13 protein-coding genes are annotated in these 16,117 nt (G+C 70.1%); 6 read left to right on the top strand and 7 right to left on the bottom strand.

Features of this window, described 5'->3' with window-relative positions:
* Window positions 1-99: 99 nt before the first annotated feature.
* A complete protein-coding gene (gene rpsA, locus BLW75_RS40910; protein ID WP_034315947.1) occupies window positions 100-1,599 on the bottom strand; it encodes a 30S ribosomal protein S1 in 1,500 nt (499 codons plus the stop codon).
* Window positions 1,600-1,903: 304 nt separating this feature from the next.
* On the opposite strand from rpsA, the gene BLW75_RS40905 reads away from it, so the two are divergent.
* The 6 genes from BLW75_RS40905 (at window position 1,904) to BLW75_RS40880 (ending at window position 7,897) form a co-directional block, all read left to right on the top strand.
* Entirely contained in the window at window positions 1,904-2,755 is an 852-nt protein-coding gene (locus BLW75_RS40905) for a class I SAM-dependent methyltransferase (RefSeq protein WP_034315949.1), read from the top strand.
* The gene (locus BLW75_RS40900; protein WP_034315950.1) at window positions 2,752-3,654 is read left to right on the top strand and encodes a GNAT family N-acetyltransferase; all 903 of its coding nucleotides are present in this window, start codon (window positions 2,752-2,754) and stop codon (window positions 3,652-3,654) included. The genes BLW75_RS40905 and BLW75_RS40900 overlap by 4 nt, the downstream gene beginning before the upstream one ends.
* A gap of 20 nt (window positions 3,655-3,674) precedes the next feature.
* Window positions 3,675-4,604, top strand: coding sequence for a GNAT family N-acetyltransferase (locus BLW75_RS40895; protein ID WP_034315952.1), 930 nt, complete (start codon window positions 3,675-3,677; stop codon window positions 4,602-4,604).
* Window positions 4,605-4,740: 136 nt separating this feature from the next.
* Window positions 4,741-5,430, top strand: coding sequence for an ATP-binding cassette domain-containing protein (locus BLW75_RS40890; RefSeq protein WP_034316218.1), 690 nt, complete (start codon window positions 4,741-4,743; stop codon window positions 5,428-5,430).
* Window positions 5,427-7,322: a YhgE/Pip domain-containing protein gene (locus BLW75_RS40885; RefSeq protein ID WP_034315954.1), complete on the top strand. Its 1,896-nt coding sequence runs from the start codon at window positions 5,427-5,429 to the stop codon at window positions 7,320-7,322. Before BLW75_RS40890 ends, BLW75_RS40885 begins: the two co-directional genes overlap by 4 nt.
* Window positions 7,319-7,897, top strand: a complete 579-nt coding sequence (locus tag BLW75_RS40880) for a TetR/AcrR family transcriptional regulator (protein ID WP_034315955.1) — start codon at window positions 7,319-7,321, stop codon at window positions 7,895-7,897. Before BLW75_RS40885 ends, BLW75_RS40880 begins: the two co-directional genes overlap by 4 nt.
* A gap of 157 nt (window positions 7,898-8,054) precedes the next feature.
* On the opposite strand, the gene BLW75_RS40875 is transcribed toward BLW75_RS40880, so the two are convergent.
* The 6 genes from BLW75_RS40875 to BLW75_RS40850 are packed head-to-tail and all read right to left on the bottom strand — an operon-like array spanning window position 8,055 to window position 16,071.
* Window positions 8,055-8,378 carry a CU044_2847 family protein gene (locus tag BLW75_RS40875; RefSeq protein WP_034315957.1) on the bottom strand — a complete coding sequence of 108 codons (324 nt, stop codon included), beginning with the start codon at window positions 8,376-8,378 and terminating at the stop codon, window positions 8,055-8,057.
* A gap of 9 nt (window positions 8,379-8,387) precedes the next feature.
* Window positions 8,388-9,677, bottom strand: a complete 1,290-nt coding sequence (locus BLW75_RS40870) for an ABC transporter substrate-binding protein (RefSeq protein WP_091599493.1) — start codon at window positions 9,675-9,677, stop codon at window positions 8,388-8,390.
* Window positions 9,674-10,762: a hypothetical protein gene (locus BLW75_RS40865; protein ID WP_034315958.1), complete on the bottom strand. Its 1,089-nt coding sequence runs from the start codon at window positions 10,760-10,762 to the stop codon at window positions 9,674-9,676. The genes BLW75_RS40870 and BLW75_RS40865 overlap by 4 nt, the downstream gene beginning before the upstream one ends.
* Complete coding sequence (locus BLW75_RS40860; RefSeq protein WP_034315961.1) at window positions 10,759-12,171, bottom strand: VWA domain-containing protein; 1,413 nt, start codon at window positions 12,169-12,171, stop codon at window positions 10,759-10,761. Before BLW75_RS40860 ends, BLW75_RS40865 begins: the two co-directional genes overlap by 4 nt.
* 55 nt (window positions 12,172-12,226) lie before the next feature.
* Entirely contained in the window at window positions 12,227-14,470 is a 2,244-nt protein-coding gene (locus BLW75_RS40855) for a serine/threonine-protein kinase (RefSeq protein ID WP_034315962.1), read from the bottom strand.
* Window positions 14,467-16,071 carry a S1 family peptidase gene (locus BLW75_RS40850; protein ID WP_034315964.1) on the bottom strand — a complete coding sequence of 535 codons (1,605 nt, stop codon included), beginning with the start codon at window positions 16,069-16,071 and terminating at the stop codon, window positions 14,467-14,469. The genes BLW75_RS40855 and BLW75_RS40850 overlap by 4 nt, the downstream gene beginning before the upstream one ends.
* Window positions 16,072-16,117: the final 46 nt, after the last annotated feature.

The following is a 16,117-nucleotide window of genomic DNA, read 5'->3' as shown; positions in this document are numbered from 1 at the left end:
AAGGAACGCATCCAGTGGACTGAATGCGGACAAAGACAGCGGCCCCGGTCCGTGGTGGACCGGGGCCGCTGTCTGTCAGCTAGTGGCTGAGCGCCTGGATCACGCGCCACCCGACAGCTTCTCGCGGAGAGCCGCGAGCTGCTCGTCGCTGGCGAGCGTGCCACCGCTCTTGGCCTCGGCCGGAGCGGAGGTGTAGCTCTGCTCGCCCGAGTCGCTGGAGGTGACACCGGTCGCGGCGTCCGCGGCGGCCTCGGCGTCGGCCTCGGCGGCCTTCTGGACCTGCTTCATGTGAGCCTCGTAGCGGGTGTGAGCCTCGGCGTACTGACGCTCCCACTCCTCACGCTGCTTGTCGAAGCCTTCCTGCCACTCCTGGGTGTCCGGGTCGAAGCCTTCGGGGTAGATGTAGTTGCCCTCGGCGTCGTACTCGGCGGCCATGCCGTACTGGGTGGGGTCGAACTCGGTCTCCGGCGTGACGCCCTCGTTCGCCTGCTTCAGCGACAGCGAGATGCGACGACGCTCGAGGTCGATGTCGATGACCTTGACCATCACGTCGCCGTTGACCTGGACGACCTGCTCCGGGATCTCCACGTGGCGCTCGGCCAGCTCGGAGATGTGCACCAGGCCCTCGATGCCCTCTTCGACGCGCACGAACGCACCGAACGGGACGAGCTTGGTGACCTTGCCCGGCACGATCTGGCCGATCGCGTGGGTGCGGGCGAACTGACGCCACGGGTCTTCCTGGGTCGCCTTCAGCGACAGCGAGACGCGCTCGCGGTCCATGTCGACGTCCAGAACCTCGACCGTGACCTCCTGGCCGACCTCGACGACCTCGGACGGGTGGTCGATGTGCTTCCAGGACAGCTCGGAGACGTGCACCAGGCCGTCGACGCCACCCAGGTCCACGAAGGCACCGAAGTTGACGATGGACGACACGACGCCCTTGCGGACCTGACCCTTGGCGAGCGCGTTGAGGAACTCGCTGCGCACCTCGGACTGGGTCTGCTCCAGGTAGGCGCGGCGGGACAGGACCACGTTGTTGCGGTTCTTGTCCAGCTCGATGATCTTCGCCTCGAGCTCGCGGCCGACGTACGGCTGCAGGTCGCGCACGCGGCGCATCTCGACCAGCGACGCCGGCAGGAAGCCGCGCAGGCCGATGTCCAGGATGAGGCCGCCCTTGACGACCTCGATGACGGTACCCTTGACGGGCTCGTCCTTCTCCTTGAGCTCCTCGATCGTGCCCCAGGCGCGCTCGTACTGCGCGCGCTTCTTGGACAGGATCAGACGGCCTTCCTTGTCCTCCTTCTGGAGGACCAGGGCTTCGACCTCATCGCCGACGGTGACAACCTCAGCCGGGTCGACATCGTGCTTGATGGAGAGCTCGCGCGAGGGAATGACACCCTCGGTCTTGTAGCCGATGTCGAGCAGGACCTCGTCACGGTCGACCTTGACGATGGTTCCTTCGACGATGTCGCCATCGTTGAAGTACTTGATCGTCTTGTCGATCGCTGCGAGGAAATCTTCCTCCGACCCGATGTCGTTGATAGCGACCTGCGGGGCCCCAATGGGGGCGGTCGGGGCGGTGGCGGTGTCGGTCGTCATTAGGCGGGTTGCTCCGGTGGATGGGAAGTAGTGGGTTTGCAGTTAGGGCACCATGGGCTCTTCCGGCATGAGGCGACCACATAAGCAAACGTCCACAGGGAACGACCGCGAGCATCACCGCATCCGGTACGCGACCCCCTGACCCGGACGCTGAGCGAACCGGGGGAAAGAGTAGCGCGAACCCACTGCGCTAACAGATATCCTACGCGGCCCCCTGTACACGGCACAATCAGGGTCGCCCCCACGATCACGGCGGGCGGATAAACTGTCCCGCGCAGCCCTGACCTGGGGAAAGGATATCGGTTTGAACCAGCAGTCCGTCGCCGAGCCCGAACGGCACGCAGAGGCCGAGGAGCGGCTCGGCACCGCGGGGGTCGCCTATCGGGCGGTCTCGGCGCCGGAGGCCACCGCCGCGAACCTGGCTTGGTGGGACGCCGACGCCGACGACTACCAGGCCGCCCACGGCGGCTTCCTCGGCGACGCGGACTTCGTCTGGTGCCCGGAGGGTGTCCGCGAGGCCGACGTCGCGCTTTTGGGTGAAGTCGGCGGCAAGCGGATCCTCGAGGTCGGCTGCGGACAGGCGGCATGCTCGCGCTGGCTCGCCGCGCAGGGCGCCCACGCGGTGGCGACCGATCTGTCGGGGGGCATGCTCCGGCACGCGAGGGAGGGCAACGAGCGCACCGGCACCCCCGTCCCGCTCGTGCAGGCGACGGCGGAGTCGCTCCCGTTCGCCGACGCGAGCTTCGACGCGGCCTGCTCGGCCTTCGGCGCGGTGCCGTTCGTGGCGTCAGTGGACGCCGTGTTCGCCGAAGTGCGCCGGGTGCTCCGGCCGGGGGCCCGCTGGGTGTTCTCGGTGACCCATCCGATGCGCTGGATCTTCCCCGACGATCCCGGTCCGCAGGGTCTCACCGTCACCCAGCCGTATTTCGATCGCACGCCCTACGTCGAGGTCGACGAAGAGGGCGTCGCGACCTACGTCGAGTACCACCGCACCCTCGGCGACTACGTCCGCGCGCTCGCCGACTCCGGGTTCGCGCTGACCGACCTCATCGAGCCCGCCTGGCCGGAGGGCCACTCCCGCACATGGGGGCAGTGGAGCCCGTTGCGCGGCAAGCTCTTCCCCGGCACGGCGATCTTCTGCACCCAGCGGGGATGACCCCGGCGGCGGAGCGGCAGCGGGCGCGGTTCGCCGCGCTCGATCCGTCGCTCCCGCCGCCGCCTCCGCTCCCGGCCGGAGAACCCGTCGAGGCGGGCGGCGCCTTCGGGACGATCGCGCACGTGCGGTTCGCGGCGGGGTCCTGGCAACGGCTCTGGAGCCCGGCACATCTGCAGATCCTCTCCGCGGTCCTCCCGCTCGACGCCGGCGCGGGGATGAGCGCGCTGCTCTCCGCCTGGCGCGAGCGGATCGCGCCTGCCGACGCCGAACCCGATTCGTCGTGCACGGTCACTTGGCCCAGCCGTGACGTCGCGGTGTCGCGGGCCCTGCTCGACCACGGGCTCGCGCCGCAACTCGCACTGGCCGTCCGGGCGCCCGCGGCGGGCGAGGCGTGTTCCGTCCCCGGCGTGACCATCCGCGCGTCGGGCCATGGCGACCTGGAAGAGATCGTCGGCCTGCGCTTCGAAGAACTCCGCTACACCTCGCTGGTCGGTCACGGTGTCGTCCGGCCGGGGGCCGAAGCCCTGCTCGCGGAGGAGGTCCGGCGCGGCCTGCAGTTCGGCGGCCGCGTCTGGATCGCCGAAGAGGAAGGCGTCACGGTGGGGATGGTGAGCAGCGGCAGGCGCTCCCCGATCCCCGGAGACGCGCTCGCCGGGCGGCTGCCTCCTGGTGAATGGGGTTATGTCGGAACGCTCGCGGTGACCGCGGCCGCGCGGGGACGCGGGATCGGGCGCGCGCTGACCGCCGTCGCGCACGACGAGCTGTTCTCGCCGTCACTGCGCGGTACCTTCGTCTCGTACAATCCGGCCAATCCGCTCTCCCCGGTGTTCTGGCACCGGCAGGGTTATCGTCCACTGTGGACGACGTGGGCCGTCTGCCCCGCCTCGGCCCTGCGGTAGCGGTCGACCCTGGGGACGGGATGGAAATCGAGAAGGCGTTGTTCGACGCGCACCGCGCCCGGTTCGCGGCGATCGACCGGCTCCTGCCCGATGCCGCGCCGCCCCCGGTCGGCGGTGAGCGCGTGGACGCCGCCACGGCGGCGGGCGTCCAGGTCACCGGGGTGGTGCAACGTCAGCTGCACGGTCCGGACGACGTCACCCTGCTCTGGTCGGCCGCCGACGCGCGGCAGCTGTTCCCGTTCGTCGGGGACACCGGCACCGAGGGCATGGACGTGCTGCTGCGCGCGTGGCGGACGCGGATGGACGCCGAAACCCCCGGCGAGGACTCGGCCTGCGTGATCAACTGGCCGAGCCGGGACGCCGAGGCGATCCGCGCCTTCCTCGACCACGGGCTGGTGCCGATGTCCGCGCTCGCCGTGCGCACCGGGCGCCGTCACGACGATCCGGGCGCCGTCGGCGTGACCGTCCGCCGGGCCCGGCACGAAGATTTCGACACCCTGCTCGGGCTGGCCGTGTCGACGCACGACTACATCGGCCAGGTCGCCACCCGGTACCGCCCGAACGCCGCCGAACTGCTCGCCCCGGCGCTGGAACTCGCCCTCGAAAAGGATCGCCCGCTGCTGTGGCTGGCCGAACGGGACGCCCGCATCGCCGCGTTCGCGCACGGCGCCTGGATCACCTCGGCACCGGGGTCGGCCGAGGCCGAACTCCTCCCCCACGGCCGCTGGGGGTACGTCAACAACGTCGTCACCGTGCCCGCCCTGCGCGGGAGCGGACTCGGCCGCACACTGATGGCGGCGGTGCACGAGGAGTTCGCCGCGGGCGGCGCGGACGGCACGTACCTCTATTACAACCCGACCAACCCGCTCTCTTCGGTGTTCTGGCACCGCCAGGGTTATCGTCCACTGTGGACGTCCTGGGAGGTCCATCCGGCTTCGGCCCTGCGTTAGCCCGTCCGGTTTGCGGGGGTTTCGTCACTCTTGCGTGTGACGTGAGCCCCTCACGGTTGTGCACCTCCCAGGTCAGGGTTAACTTTTGAACTGACCAGTCAGTTCAAGTTCCGTGTCACCGACCTGGGAGTTCTTCGTGCGGGTTCAAGCCGACAGGGTGTCCGTGACCGGACCCCACGGCACGTTGCTGTCGCCTACTTCGCTCACCGTTTCGGGCGGTGAGCTGGCGATCGTGCACGGCGAGCCAGGGGTCGGCGTCACCGCCTTCGGGTTGGCGCTGGCAGGCAGGCTGAAGCCCGCCACCGGGACGGTCACGGTCGAGGGCGGCGACCCGCGGAAGGTCGTGGCGATCGTCGACTCCCCCGGCGTGAGCGAGCCGGACGGCGCGTTGTCGCTGCAGGTCGTCGTCGGTGAGGAACTCGAACTGGCGAAACGCCCGGCGAACAAGTCCGCCGTCGCGAGCTGGCTGGCCGAGCACGACGCCGCCGCTTTCGCCACCACCCGCTTCGAAAACCTCGAACCGGTGACGCGCACCCGGCTGCTCACCGCCCTCGCCGCGGACCGCAAGGGGGTCGGCGTCCTCGTGCTCGACACCCCGGACCGGCACACCAGCGACGTCGACAGCTGGGCGCGGCTCGCCCGCGAGCACGCCGAGCGCGGCCTCGCCGTCATCGTGCTGACCGCCACCACCCCGGTTTCGGCCTTGCCGGAGAAACCCGCCCTCTGCGGCGCCCTCGACCAGCCCGACCCCGTGCGCTGCGCGCCCGTCGAGCCCGAGGCGGGCGAAACCGCGGAGATCGAAAAGACTTCAGGAGACCAGGAATGAACCCCGTCCGGATCGCCGCCAACGAGCTGCGCCGGCTGAGCAGCGGCACCCTGCCCAAGCTCGCCATGGCCGCGCTCGTCCTGGTGCCGCTGCTCTACGCGTCCTTCTACCTTTACGCGAACTACGACCCGTACTCGCGGCTGGACAAGCTGCCCGCCGCCGTCTTCACCGCCGACACCGGCGCCAAGGACTCGGCCGGCGCGGAACGCAACGTCGGCCGCGAGGTCACCGACGAACTGGTCAAGTCCGGCACCTTCCAGTGGCACGAAGTGTCGCCGGAGGAGGCCGCGAAGGGCGTCCGCGACGACGAGTACTCGTTCGCGATCGGCATCCCGCGCGACTTCTCCACCGCACTGCTGTCTTCGGGCAACTTCCAGCCCCAGCAGGCGACGATCACGCTGACCACCAACGACGCGAACAACTATCTGTCCGGGACCATCGCGAAACAGGTGGCCGAACAGGTCCGCAAGACGATCGCGGAGAAGGTCGGCAGCGAGGCCGCGGACAAGTTCCTGGTCGGTTTCTCCACGATCTACGGCAAGATCCAAGAAGCCTCGACCGGCGCTTCGCAGCTCGCCGACGGCGCGGGCAAGCTCAAGTCGGGACAGCAGCAGCTGGCCGACGGCGCCTCCCAGCTCGCCTCCGGCAGCTCCCAGCTGGCGACCGGGCTCGGCACCCTGAAATCCAGTACCGCCCAGCTCCCCGCGCAGACGCAGAAGCTCGCCGACGGCGCCGGCAAGGTCGCCGACGGCAACCAGAAGGTCTCCGACGCCGCCTCGCTCGCGGCGACGGCTTCCGGGGACATCCAGACCAAACTCGACGGCTACCGCACCCAGCTCGCGCAGGACCTGCGCGACGCCGGCGTCCCCGAGACGAAGGTCCAGGAGATCCTGAGCCGCCTCGACACCCTCCGGTCGCCGGTCGATCAGGCGAACACGAAGATCCAGGGCGCGAACAGCCAGCTCGCCCAGCTCGCGTCCGGTGCCCGGCAGGTCTCCGACGGCGCGCACCAGCTGGCCTCGGCCACCCCGCAGCTCACCAGCGGCATCGCGCAGGCCGCCGACGCGTCGAACCAGATCCGCGACGGTGCCGCGAAGCTCAACGACGGCGAGAAGTCCGCGGTCACCGGCACGAACCAGCTCGCCGACGGTTCGGTGCAGCTGCGCGACGGGCTCGCCGCCGGGCTCAAGGAAATCCCGAACCCGGACGACCCGACCCGCGCGGCGACCGCCAACACCATCGCCGACCCGGTGGCGGTCAACTCCTCCGGTGTCGCCTCGGCCGGGACCTACGGCGCCGGTCTCGCCCCGTTCTTCATCTCGCTCGCGACCTGGATCGGCGCGTTCGTGCTGTTCCTGTTGCTGCGCCCGCTCTCGACCCGTGCGCTGACCGCGGGCGCGTCGCCGTTCAAGGTCGCGCTCGGCGGCTGGCTGTCCTCCGCGCTGCTCGGGATCGCGCAGGTGATCGTGCTGTTCGGCGCGGTGACCTGGCTGGTCGGCATCGACGTCGCGCATCCGCTCGGCGCGATCGGGTTCGCGGTGCTGGTGTCGCTGACCTTCACGTCCGTGGTGCACGCGCTCAACGCGTTCTTCGGCGCCGTCGGGAAGTTCCTCGGCCTGGTGTTGCTGGTGCTGCAACTGGTCAGCGCGGGCGGCACGTTCCCGTGGCAGACCATCCCGGACGCGTTGTACCCGTTGCACATCGTGCTGCCGATGGGGTACGCGATCGACGGGTTCCGGCACCTGCTCTACAGTGGCGCCTCGATGGAGATCCTCGGTGACATCGGCGTCCTGGTCGCGTATCTCGTCGGCGGGATCCTGGTCTCGACGCTGGCGGCGCGGAAACGGCGCACCTGGACGGTTTCGGCACTGAAACCCGAGCTGGCGTTGTGAGTCCCCGGGGTGAGGCGACGAAGCAGAAGCTGTTCGAGGCGACGCTGCGGCTGTCCGCCAGCCGCGGCCTCGTCGGGCTGACGGTGGACGACATCGCGGCCGAGGCGAAGGTCGCGAAGGGCACCGTCTACTACAACTTCGGCAGCAAGGACGGTCTTGTCGACGCGCTGCTGCGCTACGGCGTCGGCGTGCTCGCGGACCGGCTGCGCGCGGCCACCGGCGACGGCGACCCGATGGACGTCATCGAGTCGCAAGTGGACGGTGCGCTGGAGTTCATCGCCGAATACCCCGGTTTCTCGCAGATCCTGGTGAGCGAGATGTGGCGTACGCCCGGCACCTGGCACGAGACACTGACGTTGCTGCGCGAGGAGATCATCTCGATCGTGCGCGAACAGCTCCACCGGCTGGACGCCGCCGGGCGCCTGCCCGACGGCGTCCAGATCCCGACGGCGGCGGCCGGGTTGTTCGGCACGATGCTGGTGGTCGCCCTCGACTGGCAGGTGTTCCAGCCGAAGCGGACGCGGGCCGATGTGCGGGAATCGGTGATGGTGCTGATCCGGGGCCTCGGCCGCTAGCCGTAACTCGCGTGCTCGAAGCCGTAACTCGCGTGCTTGGACTCGTAACTCGCGTGATCGGAGCCGGAAGACACGGTGGGGACGTGTTACGGCTTCAAGCACGCGGGTTACGGCTCTGATCACGTGAGTTACGGCTTCGAGCACGCGTGTTACGGGTTCAGGCTTCGGTCTCCTTGGCCCACTTCAGCTTGACCTCGAAGTTCCCCTCCAGGCCCGTTTTCGCGATGACCGCGCCCGCCTGCGCGGTCAGCTTGACGCCGAACTTGAGCTCGACCTCGTCCGGTCCCCTGGTCATCGACCGGAAGGTGTCCAGTGCCGCCACGGCCGCGTCCTTGACGTTCGCGAGCGCCGCTTCGAAGGACCCCTTGGCGTCCTCGACCAGGCCGTCACGCCGGGAGACCCGGGCGGTACCGGGGACCGGGTCGATCTCGACGACCACCGAACCGCCGCCTTCGAGGGGGAACCGCGCCAGGTCGTTCACCGATGCTCCTCACTGTCCACAGTGGATATTCAGCCATTCGCCGGGCTGGATGCTCTTTTGGACGTCGTCGAGTTGTTTCAGCAGGATCTCCAGGCGGTCCCGGTTGCTCAGGTATTCCAGGACCGCACGGTGGAACGCGCCGGTCATCGTCGCGGGCATCAGGTCCGACGCGTCGAAGCACAGCGCGGACGCCGTGGTGATCGTGTCCGCCACCCGGCGGCTCACCTGGTCCGGATAGACGTCGAGGCCGACCTTCCCGTTGGCGGAGAAGGCGTTCGCGCGAGGAATCGACGGCCAGATCCGCTGTGCCTTCTCCGAAGCGAGGAATTCGATCAGCTTTCGTGCACCGGGCGTGTCCTGGAACATCCCGGCGAGGTCGGCGGCGACCTCGGAGACGTCCCGCCCTGGGAAGGGGAGGAAGTCGAAATCGGTGCCGGGCTTGGGGAACGTCCCGTCCGGTCGCTGGAAGTTCTGGTACCGGCTCATGATGAACGACGCCTGATGTTCGAGCGCGCAGCCGGGCGGATCGGTGAACATCGGCTTGCCCGCGTCGCCGAAGTCGGTCAGCAGGGCGGCCGCGGTACCGCCGCGGATCGCGGCGGGCTCGAGCACGGAACCCCAGTCCAGCCAGGCCTGTTTGACCTCCGGGGACGTCCATTCGAGGCCGCCTGCCGCCCACTGCCAGTACTTGCCGGGGCCCGCCGAGTGCAACAGGATGTCCTCGATCCAGTCGGTTCCCGGCCAGCCCGACGCGGGCGGGGCACCCATCCCGACGCACCAGGGCGTGCCCCCGGCGGCCGCCAGCCCGGCGGAGTACTCACGGAGCCCGGCGAACGTCGTGGGACGGATCCCGGTCAGCCGAGCGGGGTTGTACCAGATCAGGCTCTTGAGATCGGCCTTCACGGCGACCGCGTACACCTTCTCGGTGCCGATCTGCTGCAGCCTGACCCATTGCGGGCTGAACGACCGAGTCACCGCGGCCGAAAGGTCTTCGTCGAGCGGCAGCAGGTCACCCGACTTCTGGTACTTCGCCAGCACCCCGGCGTTGGGCAGGACGGCCACGTCCGGCGGCGTGCCGCGCTGGACGTCCGAAGCGAGCACCTGATCGACGGCACGGGTGCCCTCGTAGAGGTAGTCGATCCCGGTGTCGGCCTTGAAAGCGTCCAGCACCTGGCGGAACGCCTTCTCCTCCTCCCCGGTCCAGGACGCGAGGACGACGACCGGCCCGTCCTCCGCCGACGCCGAACAGCCGCCCGCGACCAGCGACAGCGCCATCACCAAGGCCAGCAGTCGTTTCACGGGCGGTACCGGTATTCGTCGATCCGGGCGTGCAGGCCGAGCAGGACGAGCCCGCCCGCGAGCAGGGTGCCTGCCGGGATCAGGAATTCCCGCCCGCCGGATTCGGCCGCGGCGGAGGCGTCGGCCGCCACCGCTCTCGCGCCCGCCGTGGCCACCCGCGTGTTGTCGGTCGGCGGCGCGGAGGCCTGCCGTACCCGCTCCCGGAACCCGTCGACGGTCACACCGCACCCCTGTTCCTCGTCGCAGTACCCGGCCACCAGGTCGGCGAGCCGCCGCTGGCCTTCGTCGTCGGCCGCCTGGATCTGCGCGGCCCGCGCGGCGGCGACGCCGTCGAGCCGCTCCCCGACCGAATCCAGCCGGTCACGGCTGACCAGGGTGAACACCAGGCCGACCCCGATGGCGGCGATCAGCACGGTCGCCGCGAGCAGCGGGACGTTCGCCACGCGGCGGAACCGTTTCCTCAGATACAGCTGGGTGAGGACCAGCAGTACCAGCAGCGCGAGCACCGGCAGAAGCCACAGCGGGAGCATCGCGAGGCTCATCCCGGTGGCCGCCAGCTGCCGGTTCAGTGCCTCGCGTTGCCTGCCCTGCAACAGGTCCAGCTCCTCCAGGACACCGCCCGAAGCGTGCAGCAACCTTGAGGCGTGCCAGAGATCGACCGCGCCCAGTACGGCGGCGTCCGGCTGACGGAAGTGCACGTCGGCCTGCCCGATGGAGCCCGAGTAGGCCGCGACCTGGCTTTCGATCACCTGAAGCGCGTTACCGCCTTCCTCACCCGCCTGGTTGAACTCCGCGACCCTCGCGAGACTTTGGCTCGCCAGCGCCAACTGGTTCGAGTACTCCTGCCCCGGCCCGGCGAGCCTCGCCTCGCCGGAAGCGAAACTCGCGATCGCCGCGGCGTCGGCGGCCACCAGCGCGGCCCGGGCGGCGGTCACTTCGAGTACCGCGTGCGCGGTGCGGTCGCGGACGGTCTCCGCCGTGTTCTGGACGTTCTGGAACGCCCACAGCGACACCACCAGTACCGCGAGGGTGAGCGCCAGCAGGCCGGTGCGGAGCCGGACCAGCCGCACCCGGGTGGCCGTCACGAAACCGCCTCGCCGAACGGTCTTCCGCAGCCGACGCAGAAGTTCGCCCCGGCGGGCGAAAGCGCGGGGCAGGCGGCACAGGTGAGCGGGGTTCCGTCGGGCATCGGCCGATCTTCCTGCGGACGAGCGATTTCCGAAACCCTCGACGGGATGACGACGTGCAACGCGTGACTGCGCGTCGCGTCCGGCCGCAAGCGCACGATCCCGTTCTCCGCGTCGATGATCTCCACCACCCCCGAGAGACGGCTCAGCGTCTCTTCGTCACCCGCGGCGGTGGCCAAGGCGACCGCCCGGCCCCAGTCCCGTTCGGCGCCGGCCCGGTCTCCTGCCGCGTAGGCGTCCCCGCCCGAGGTCAGTGTCTCGCCGAGAGCGGCCTGGGCGGTGTACTTCGAAATCATCGGGTGAATCAGCGTCGGCGGGACAGGATCGCGGGTCCACCTCCCCGCGATGGCCAGCGCGTCCTCCTCGACCGTGGCTCCGGGCACGGGAACGAGTTCCGTCCACGCCAGCTGACGGTCCTGCCCGTGCCTGGGTTCGAGGTCCGGATCGAGATCCAGGATCAGCTGGTAATCCCGCGTCTCGTCGCTCGCGAACGAACCGAGCGACAGCTCCTGTTCGCGGACCGCGACCTCCTGGCACCGGTCGGTGAGGTCGTACTCGTCCGGGAACACCTGCTTGATCGACCGCAGCCTGCTGAACGGCATGGTGCCGATGCGCAGGCGGACCTCGGGCAGCACCTTCGTCATCGCACTTTCGACCAGCTGCCGGAAATCCTCGGCCAGTTCGTCGTCCTCGACGACCGAGTCGACGTTCCCGCGCAGCACCCGGCCGATCTGGGTGAGTTCGGCGGGCTCCCAGCCATCGCCGATCCCCCTGGCGTCGCAGACGAACCGGCCCTCGCAGCTGTTCAGCACGCTCATCAGATCGGCTCTCGTCTGCGAATCGTTGCGGCCGTCGGTGAGCAGGATCGCGTGGCGGACGGCGTCGGGCACGAGTTCGAAGAGGTCCCGTGCCTTGGCGAGCCAGGCGCCCATCGCGGTGCCGCCGACGGCCGCGAGGTGTTCGACGGCGGCGCGTGCCTCCGCCCGGGTCGCCGCGGAGGCGGTCACCAGGCCGTCCTCGGCCGGGTAGATCATCTTCGCGCGATCGGTGCCCTGGATGACGGCGAACCGCACGCCGTCCGGCAGGACGTCGATGGCCGCCGCTGCCGCCCGCCGGGCCTCGCCGATCTTGGTGCTGGGGAAGCGCATCGAACTGGAGCAGTCGATCATCAGGACTTCGGCGGCCGTCGCGGCCACGGCCGCCTCACCGCCGCGGGAGACGACCCGGACGATCGCGGTCATCGCCCGGTCCCCCTCGGCCAGGAACTTGTTCTGGTGCACTTCGAGGCCCAGACTCGGTTCCTTCATCGCTCCCCTTCCTTCCCAGGTGAACCCGCGACCGCGATCGACCTCGGCCAGGCGCTCACACCAGAGTCACCGGTCTCACGGAATTGGCGAGATCGATCAGCACGTCGTGCGCTTCCGGCGCCGGCGCGTGGTGGGCGAGCCGCCGGTACGACTTGTCCAGCACCGTGCGGGCACCCGTCTCGCCCGCGCGCAGAATCTCGCCGTCGGTGATCCCGTCCTGCCCGAGGAGGACTGCGGCCAGTCCCGTCTCGCGCACGGCCGTCACCAGCCTGTCGAGGGAGTCGCCGTCGAGGTCCAAAGCGGTCAGCCGGACCACGGCGTCGTCGAGTTCGGCCGACGCCGGGAGGTCACCGGTACCCGGCATCGGCGCGGACAGCACCCGTACCCCGGCGATCCGCGCCGCCTCGTCGTAACGTGAGAATTCCGGGACCTGGTCGAGGATTTCGACGGCGGCGGCGCGGTTGCCGCGCAGCAGCCGGACCCGCGCGAGGCCGAACGCCGCGCTGACCTGCGACCGGTCCCGCACCCACAGCGCGTCGTAGTACCGCTCGGCGGCGGCCGCGCCATTGAGGTGCTCCTCACAGAGCCCGAGCGCGAGTTTCGGCGGCTCCTCGCCGGGGATGTCGCGGTACACGGCGGTGAACTTCTCCTTGGCCGCCGCGAAATCGCCGGCGCCGAGCGCGAGCAGGCCGCGGTGCCACGCCACTCGCCAGTCGTGGGCGGCGCGCTCGCCGAGCAGCCGTTCGGCCTCAGCCACCGCCAGCGCGCCTTCGACGGTCGCCCCGAGTTCCAGCTGTGCCCGGCAGCGGCGGAACTCGACCTCGACCGAACCCGGTACCTTGTCGAGCTTCTTCACCAGCCGTGCGGCATCGGGAGCCCGGACGGCGCGCAGTAAGTTCGCCTGCGGATCGTCCGGATCCTCGCGCGGCACCGGGAGACCGACGGCGATCTCCGTGGCGCTCGGGCGCGCGCCGAGCGAGACGGGTGTCCCCCGCGTCCAGTGCTCCAGCGGCGGCGCCTGGCCGAGCCCCGCGTCGAGCAGGACCGCCCCTTCGGCGAACAGCGTCGATCCGGCGGGCCGGGATTGTTTGTCCCGTAAGGAAAGGATCTCGCTGAGCACGCCGTCGAGCTGGACAAGCATCTCGCGCGCGGTCGCGAACCGTTGCTCGAACGGGGCGGTCGCGCGGTCGAGGACACGGAGGAACGATTCGATGCCGAACCGGACGCCGCGCGCGTCGGTGGTGACCGACCAGCCGTCGCTGGCCTGGAAGAGTTCCCGCAGCGTCACGCCCACGGTGTGGATGTCGGAGCGGACGGTGAGCCCGTGTTCCGCCCGTTCCCGCGGGGACACCTGATAGTGCTCCGTGCCGACGATCGGGCTTTCGTCGTCGGTGATCTTGCGGATGGCGCCGAAATCGATGAGCTTGATCCGCTTCTCGCCGTGGATCACGTTGTCCGGCTTCATGTCGCAGTACAGCAGGCCTTCACCGTGCAGGTAGTCGAGCGCGGTCAGGATCTCGCGCCCGTACGCCACGACGTGTTCGACGAGCAGCCGTCCTTCGCTGGAGTCCAGCGCGGCCCGGCCGCGGTTCTTGACCTCCCGCAGGGAAAGCCCGTCGACGAACTCCATGACGATGTAGCGGAGGTCCTCGTATTCGACCACGTCGAGGATCCGGACGACGTTCGGATGGTCCAGCGCGGTGAGCACCTGGCTTTCGGTCTCCGCGATCCGGACGGCGGCGGTGTCGTTCGTGTTGATCAGGCCCTTGAGCGCGACGTACCGGTCGCCGAGGCCGGAATCCGTCGCGAGGTAGACGAACCCGAGTCCGCCGCGCGCGACACAGCCGAGCACGTGGTACCGGCCGTCGACCACGTCGCCCGCCGCGAGCTTGGGCGAGAAGGAGAACGGCGTCCGGCAGACCGGGCAGAACCCTTCGGTGGGCGCGGGTCCGCCGCCGATCGAGCGGCCGACCGGGGTGTCCGTGCACCCGTGCTTGCCGCAGAACCGGTGCTCCTCCGGGACATGCGGCTCGGTGAGCAGGCGGCCCGCGACGTCCGGGAGCTCGACGACCGGCAGCGGGACGCGCTCGTCCGCGCTCGCATGGCCCGCGATCTGCTGGGAACGGGTGACCACCGTGCTGGTGATCCTGGTCTGCGCCTCGCCGGGGCCGGGGATCACCAGGGTCGGTTTCTCCCGCGGCGCGGGCTCTTCCGGTGTCCCCGGCGGCAATCCGCAGATCTTGCAGAACCCGGTCTTGCCGAGCACACCCGGGCAGCCGTCGTGTCCGCAGGCCGTCATCCGTCGATCCGTTTCCGTACGGTGTCCGCGTACCGCTCGACGGCCGCCGCCGCGGCCACGAGGTCACACGGTCCTTCGAAGAGCATCCGCCAGGCGGGTGCGTAGGCGGTATCCAGTTCGACGTCTTCGACGAGGCCGCCGTTACGGGCCATCTCCCCATACGCGTCGAGCCGGGCACGGAGTTCCGCGCGCCGCGCGAGGTTCTCGTCGAGGAGGCGACGGAGGCCGCGGGCGCGCTCGACGGTCTTGGCGACGGCGCGCTCGCAGACCGGGAGCTGCCGTTTCACCCAATCGGTGTCGCCGTCCTGCTCCGCCGAACGCAGTTGCGTCAACGCGCCTCTCAGCCGTCGTGCCTTGGGATGGACGTGCGGGGCGCCGGAGAAACGGGGCGCGTCGCTCAGATTGTCCTTCTCCAGACCGTCGAGTTCACCCAATCGGGTTTCCAGCAGGGCGAGGCGGCCCTCGGTGTCGTCCTCGGCGGCGGGCAGGACGTCCGTGCTCGACCGGACCACGCTCACCCCCGGCGAGGTCTCCTCGCGGAAGGCCAGCGCGAGCCGCAGCCCGAGTTCGTGTGCGCGCTGAGCGAGCGGCACGAGCACCTCACCGACGAGCGCGTCGGGCTCGGCCGCTTCGTCGATCCCGTAGACGACGACGGTGCGGGCCGTCGCATGGTGGCCGGCGGGCGAATCCGCGGCGACATCGAGCCGGTCGGAGATCCGGCGGCGGACCTCTTCGGCGGTCTTGCCGACCGCGTCGACGGCGAGCACGACACTGCCCAGCGGCGGGACCGTCGGGCCGGTCACGCTCCGGCCCGCGCCGCGTTCGCGGTCGGCGAGGACCACGGCGCGCCGCAGCGAGGCGGCGACGGCGGAATCGTCCGCGCCCATGATGATCACCCGGACGTCCGCCCGGCCGTGCCCGCCGAGCCACCGGGCGAATTCGCGGGCGAACAGCGGATCGATCGCGGGCGGTTCCGGGTACTGCACGAAGCTGGGGTCGATAGCGGGGCTGCCTGCGGCCCAGCGGCGCAGAGCGGGCAGGTACCCGAGCATGGTCTCGACCGGGATCATCCACGAAACGCGGGCGGCCTCGGTCGCGTACCGGGTCGCGACCATCCCGACGACATGGCCGGTCTTGTCGGCGATCACCGCCGAACCGCTGAAGCCGTGGGTGATCGGCTCGGCGTCCGGAGTCCGGTGCAGCTGGACGCGCTCGAGCCCGTGCCCGCCGTCGCCGACGACGGTCGCCAGCGACCACATGCCGTCCGAACCCGCCGGGAAGCCGTACGCGCGGACCCGCTGGCCGTCTTCGAGAGCCGTCCGGTGGAGCGGGGCGCCGGAGATCTGTTCCTCGGCGTCACGCAACCGGAGCAACGCGATGTCCCCGCCGTCGTCGCCGATGGGCGCGGCCTGCGCGAGGATCGTGGCGATTCCGGGCTCCACACCGGGAAGCGCCACGAAATCCACGGCGACGTCGTCGTGGCCTTCGATCACGTGAGCGCAGGTGAGGAGGTGTTCGCCGTCGAGCATGGTCCCGGCGCCCAGGATCCGCCCACGATGATCGCGCAGCCGCACCCGCCAGCGTCTGCGCTCGGAAGTCACCCGAACGACCCTACCGATCGTGAGTGGTAATGACGGTTCTAACCGT

The sequence above is a fragment of the Amycolatopsis lurida genome (genome assembly GCF_900105055.1).
GTDB classification, from domain to species: domain Bacteria; phylum Actinomycetota; class Actinomycetes; order Mycobacteriales; family Pseudonocardiaceae; genus Amycolatopsis; species Amycolatopsis lurida.
Note: the sequence above shows the minus strand (reverse complement) of the source record. Positions and strands in the feature narration are given on the sequence as shown.

Excerpts from the sequence above, each read along its gene's own strand:
- rpsA (WP_034315947.1), bottom strand. The coding sequence starts at position 1,599 with ATGACGACCGACACCGCCACCGCCCCGACCGCCCCCATTGGGGCCCCG.
- BLW75_RS40900 (WP_034315950.1), top strand. The coding sequence starts at position 2,752 with ATGACCCCGGCGGCGGAGCGGCAGCGGGCGCGGTTCGCCGCGCTCGAT.
- BLW75_RS40895 (WP_034315952.1), top strand. The coding sequence starts at position 3,675 with ATGGAAATCGAGAAGGCGTTGTTCGACGCGCACCGCGCCCGGTTCGCG.
- BLW75_RS40885 (WP_034315954.1), top strand. The coding sequence starts at position 5,427 with ATGAACCCCGTCCGGATCGCCGCCAACGAGCTGCGCCGGCTGAGCAGC.
- BLW75_RS40860 (WP_034315961.1), bottom strand. The coding sequence starts at position 12,171 with ATGAAGGAACCGAGTCTGGGCCTCGAAGTGCACCAGAACAAGTTCCTG.
- BLW75_RS40855 (WP_034315962.1), bottom strand. The coding sequence starts at position 14,470 with ATGACGGCCTGCGGACACGACGGCTGCCCGGGTGTGCTCGGCAAGACC.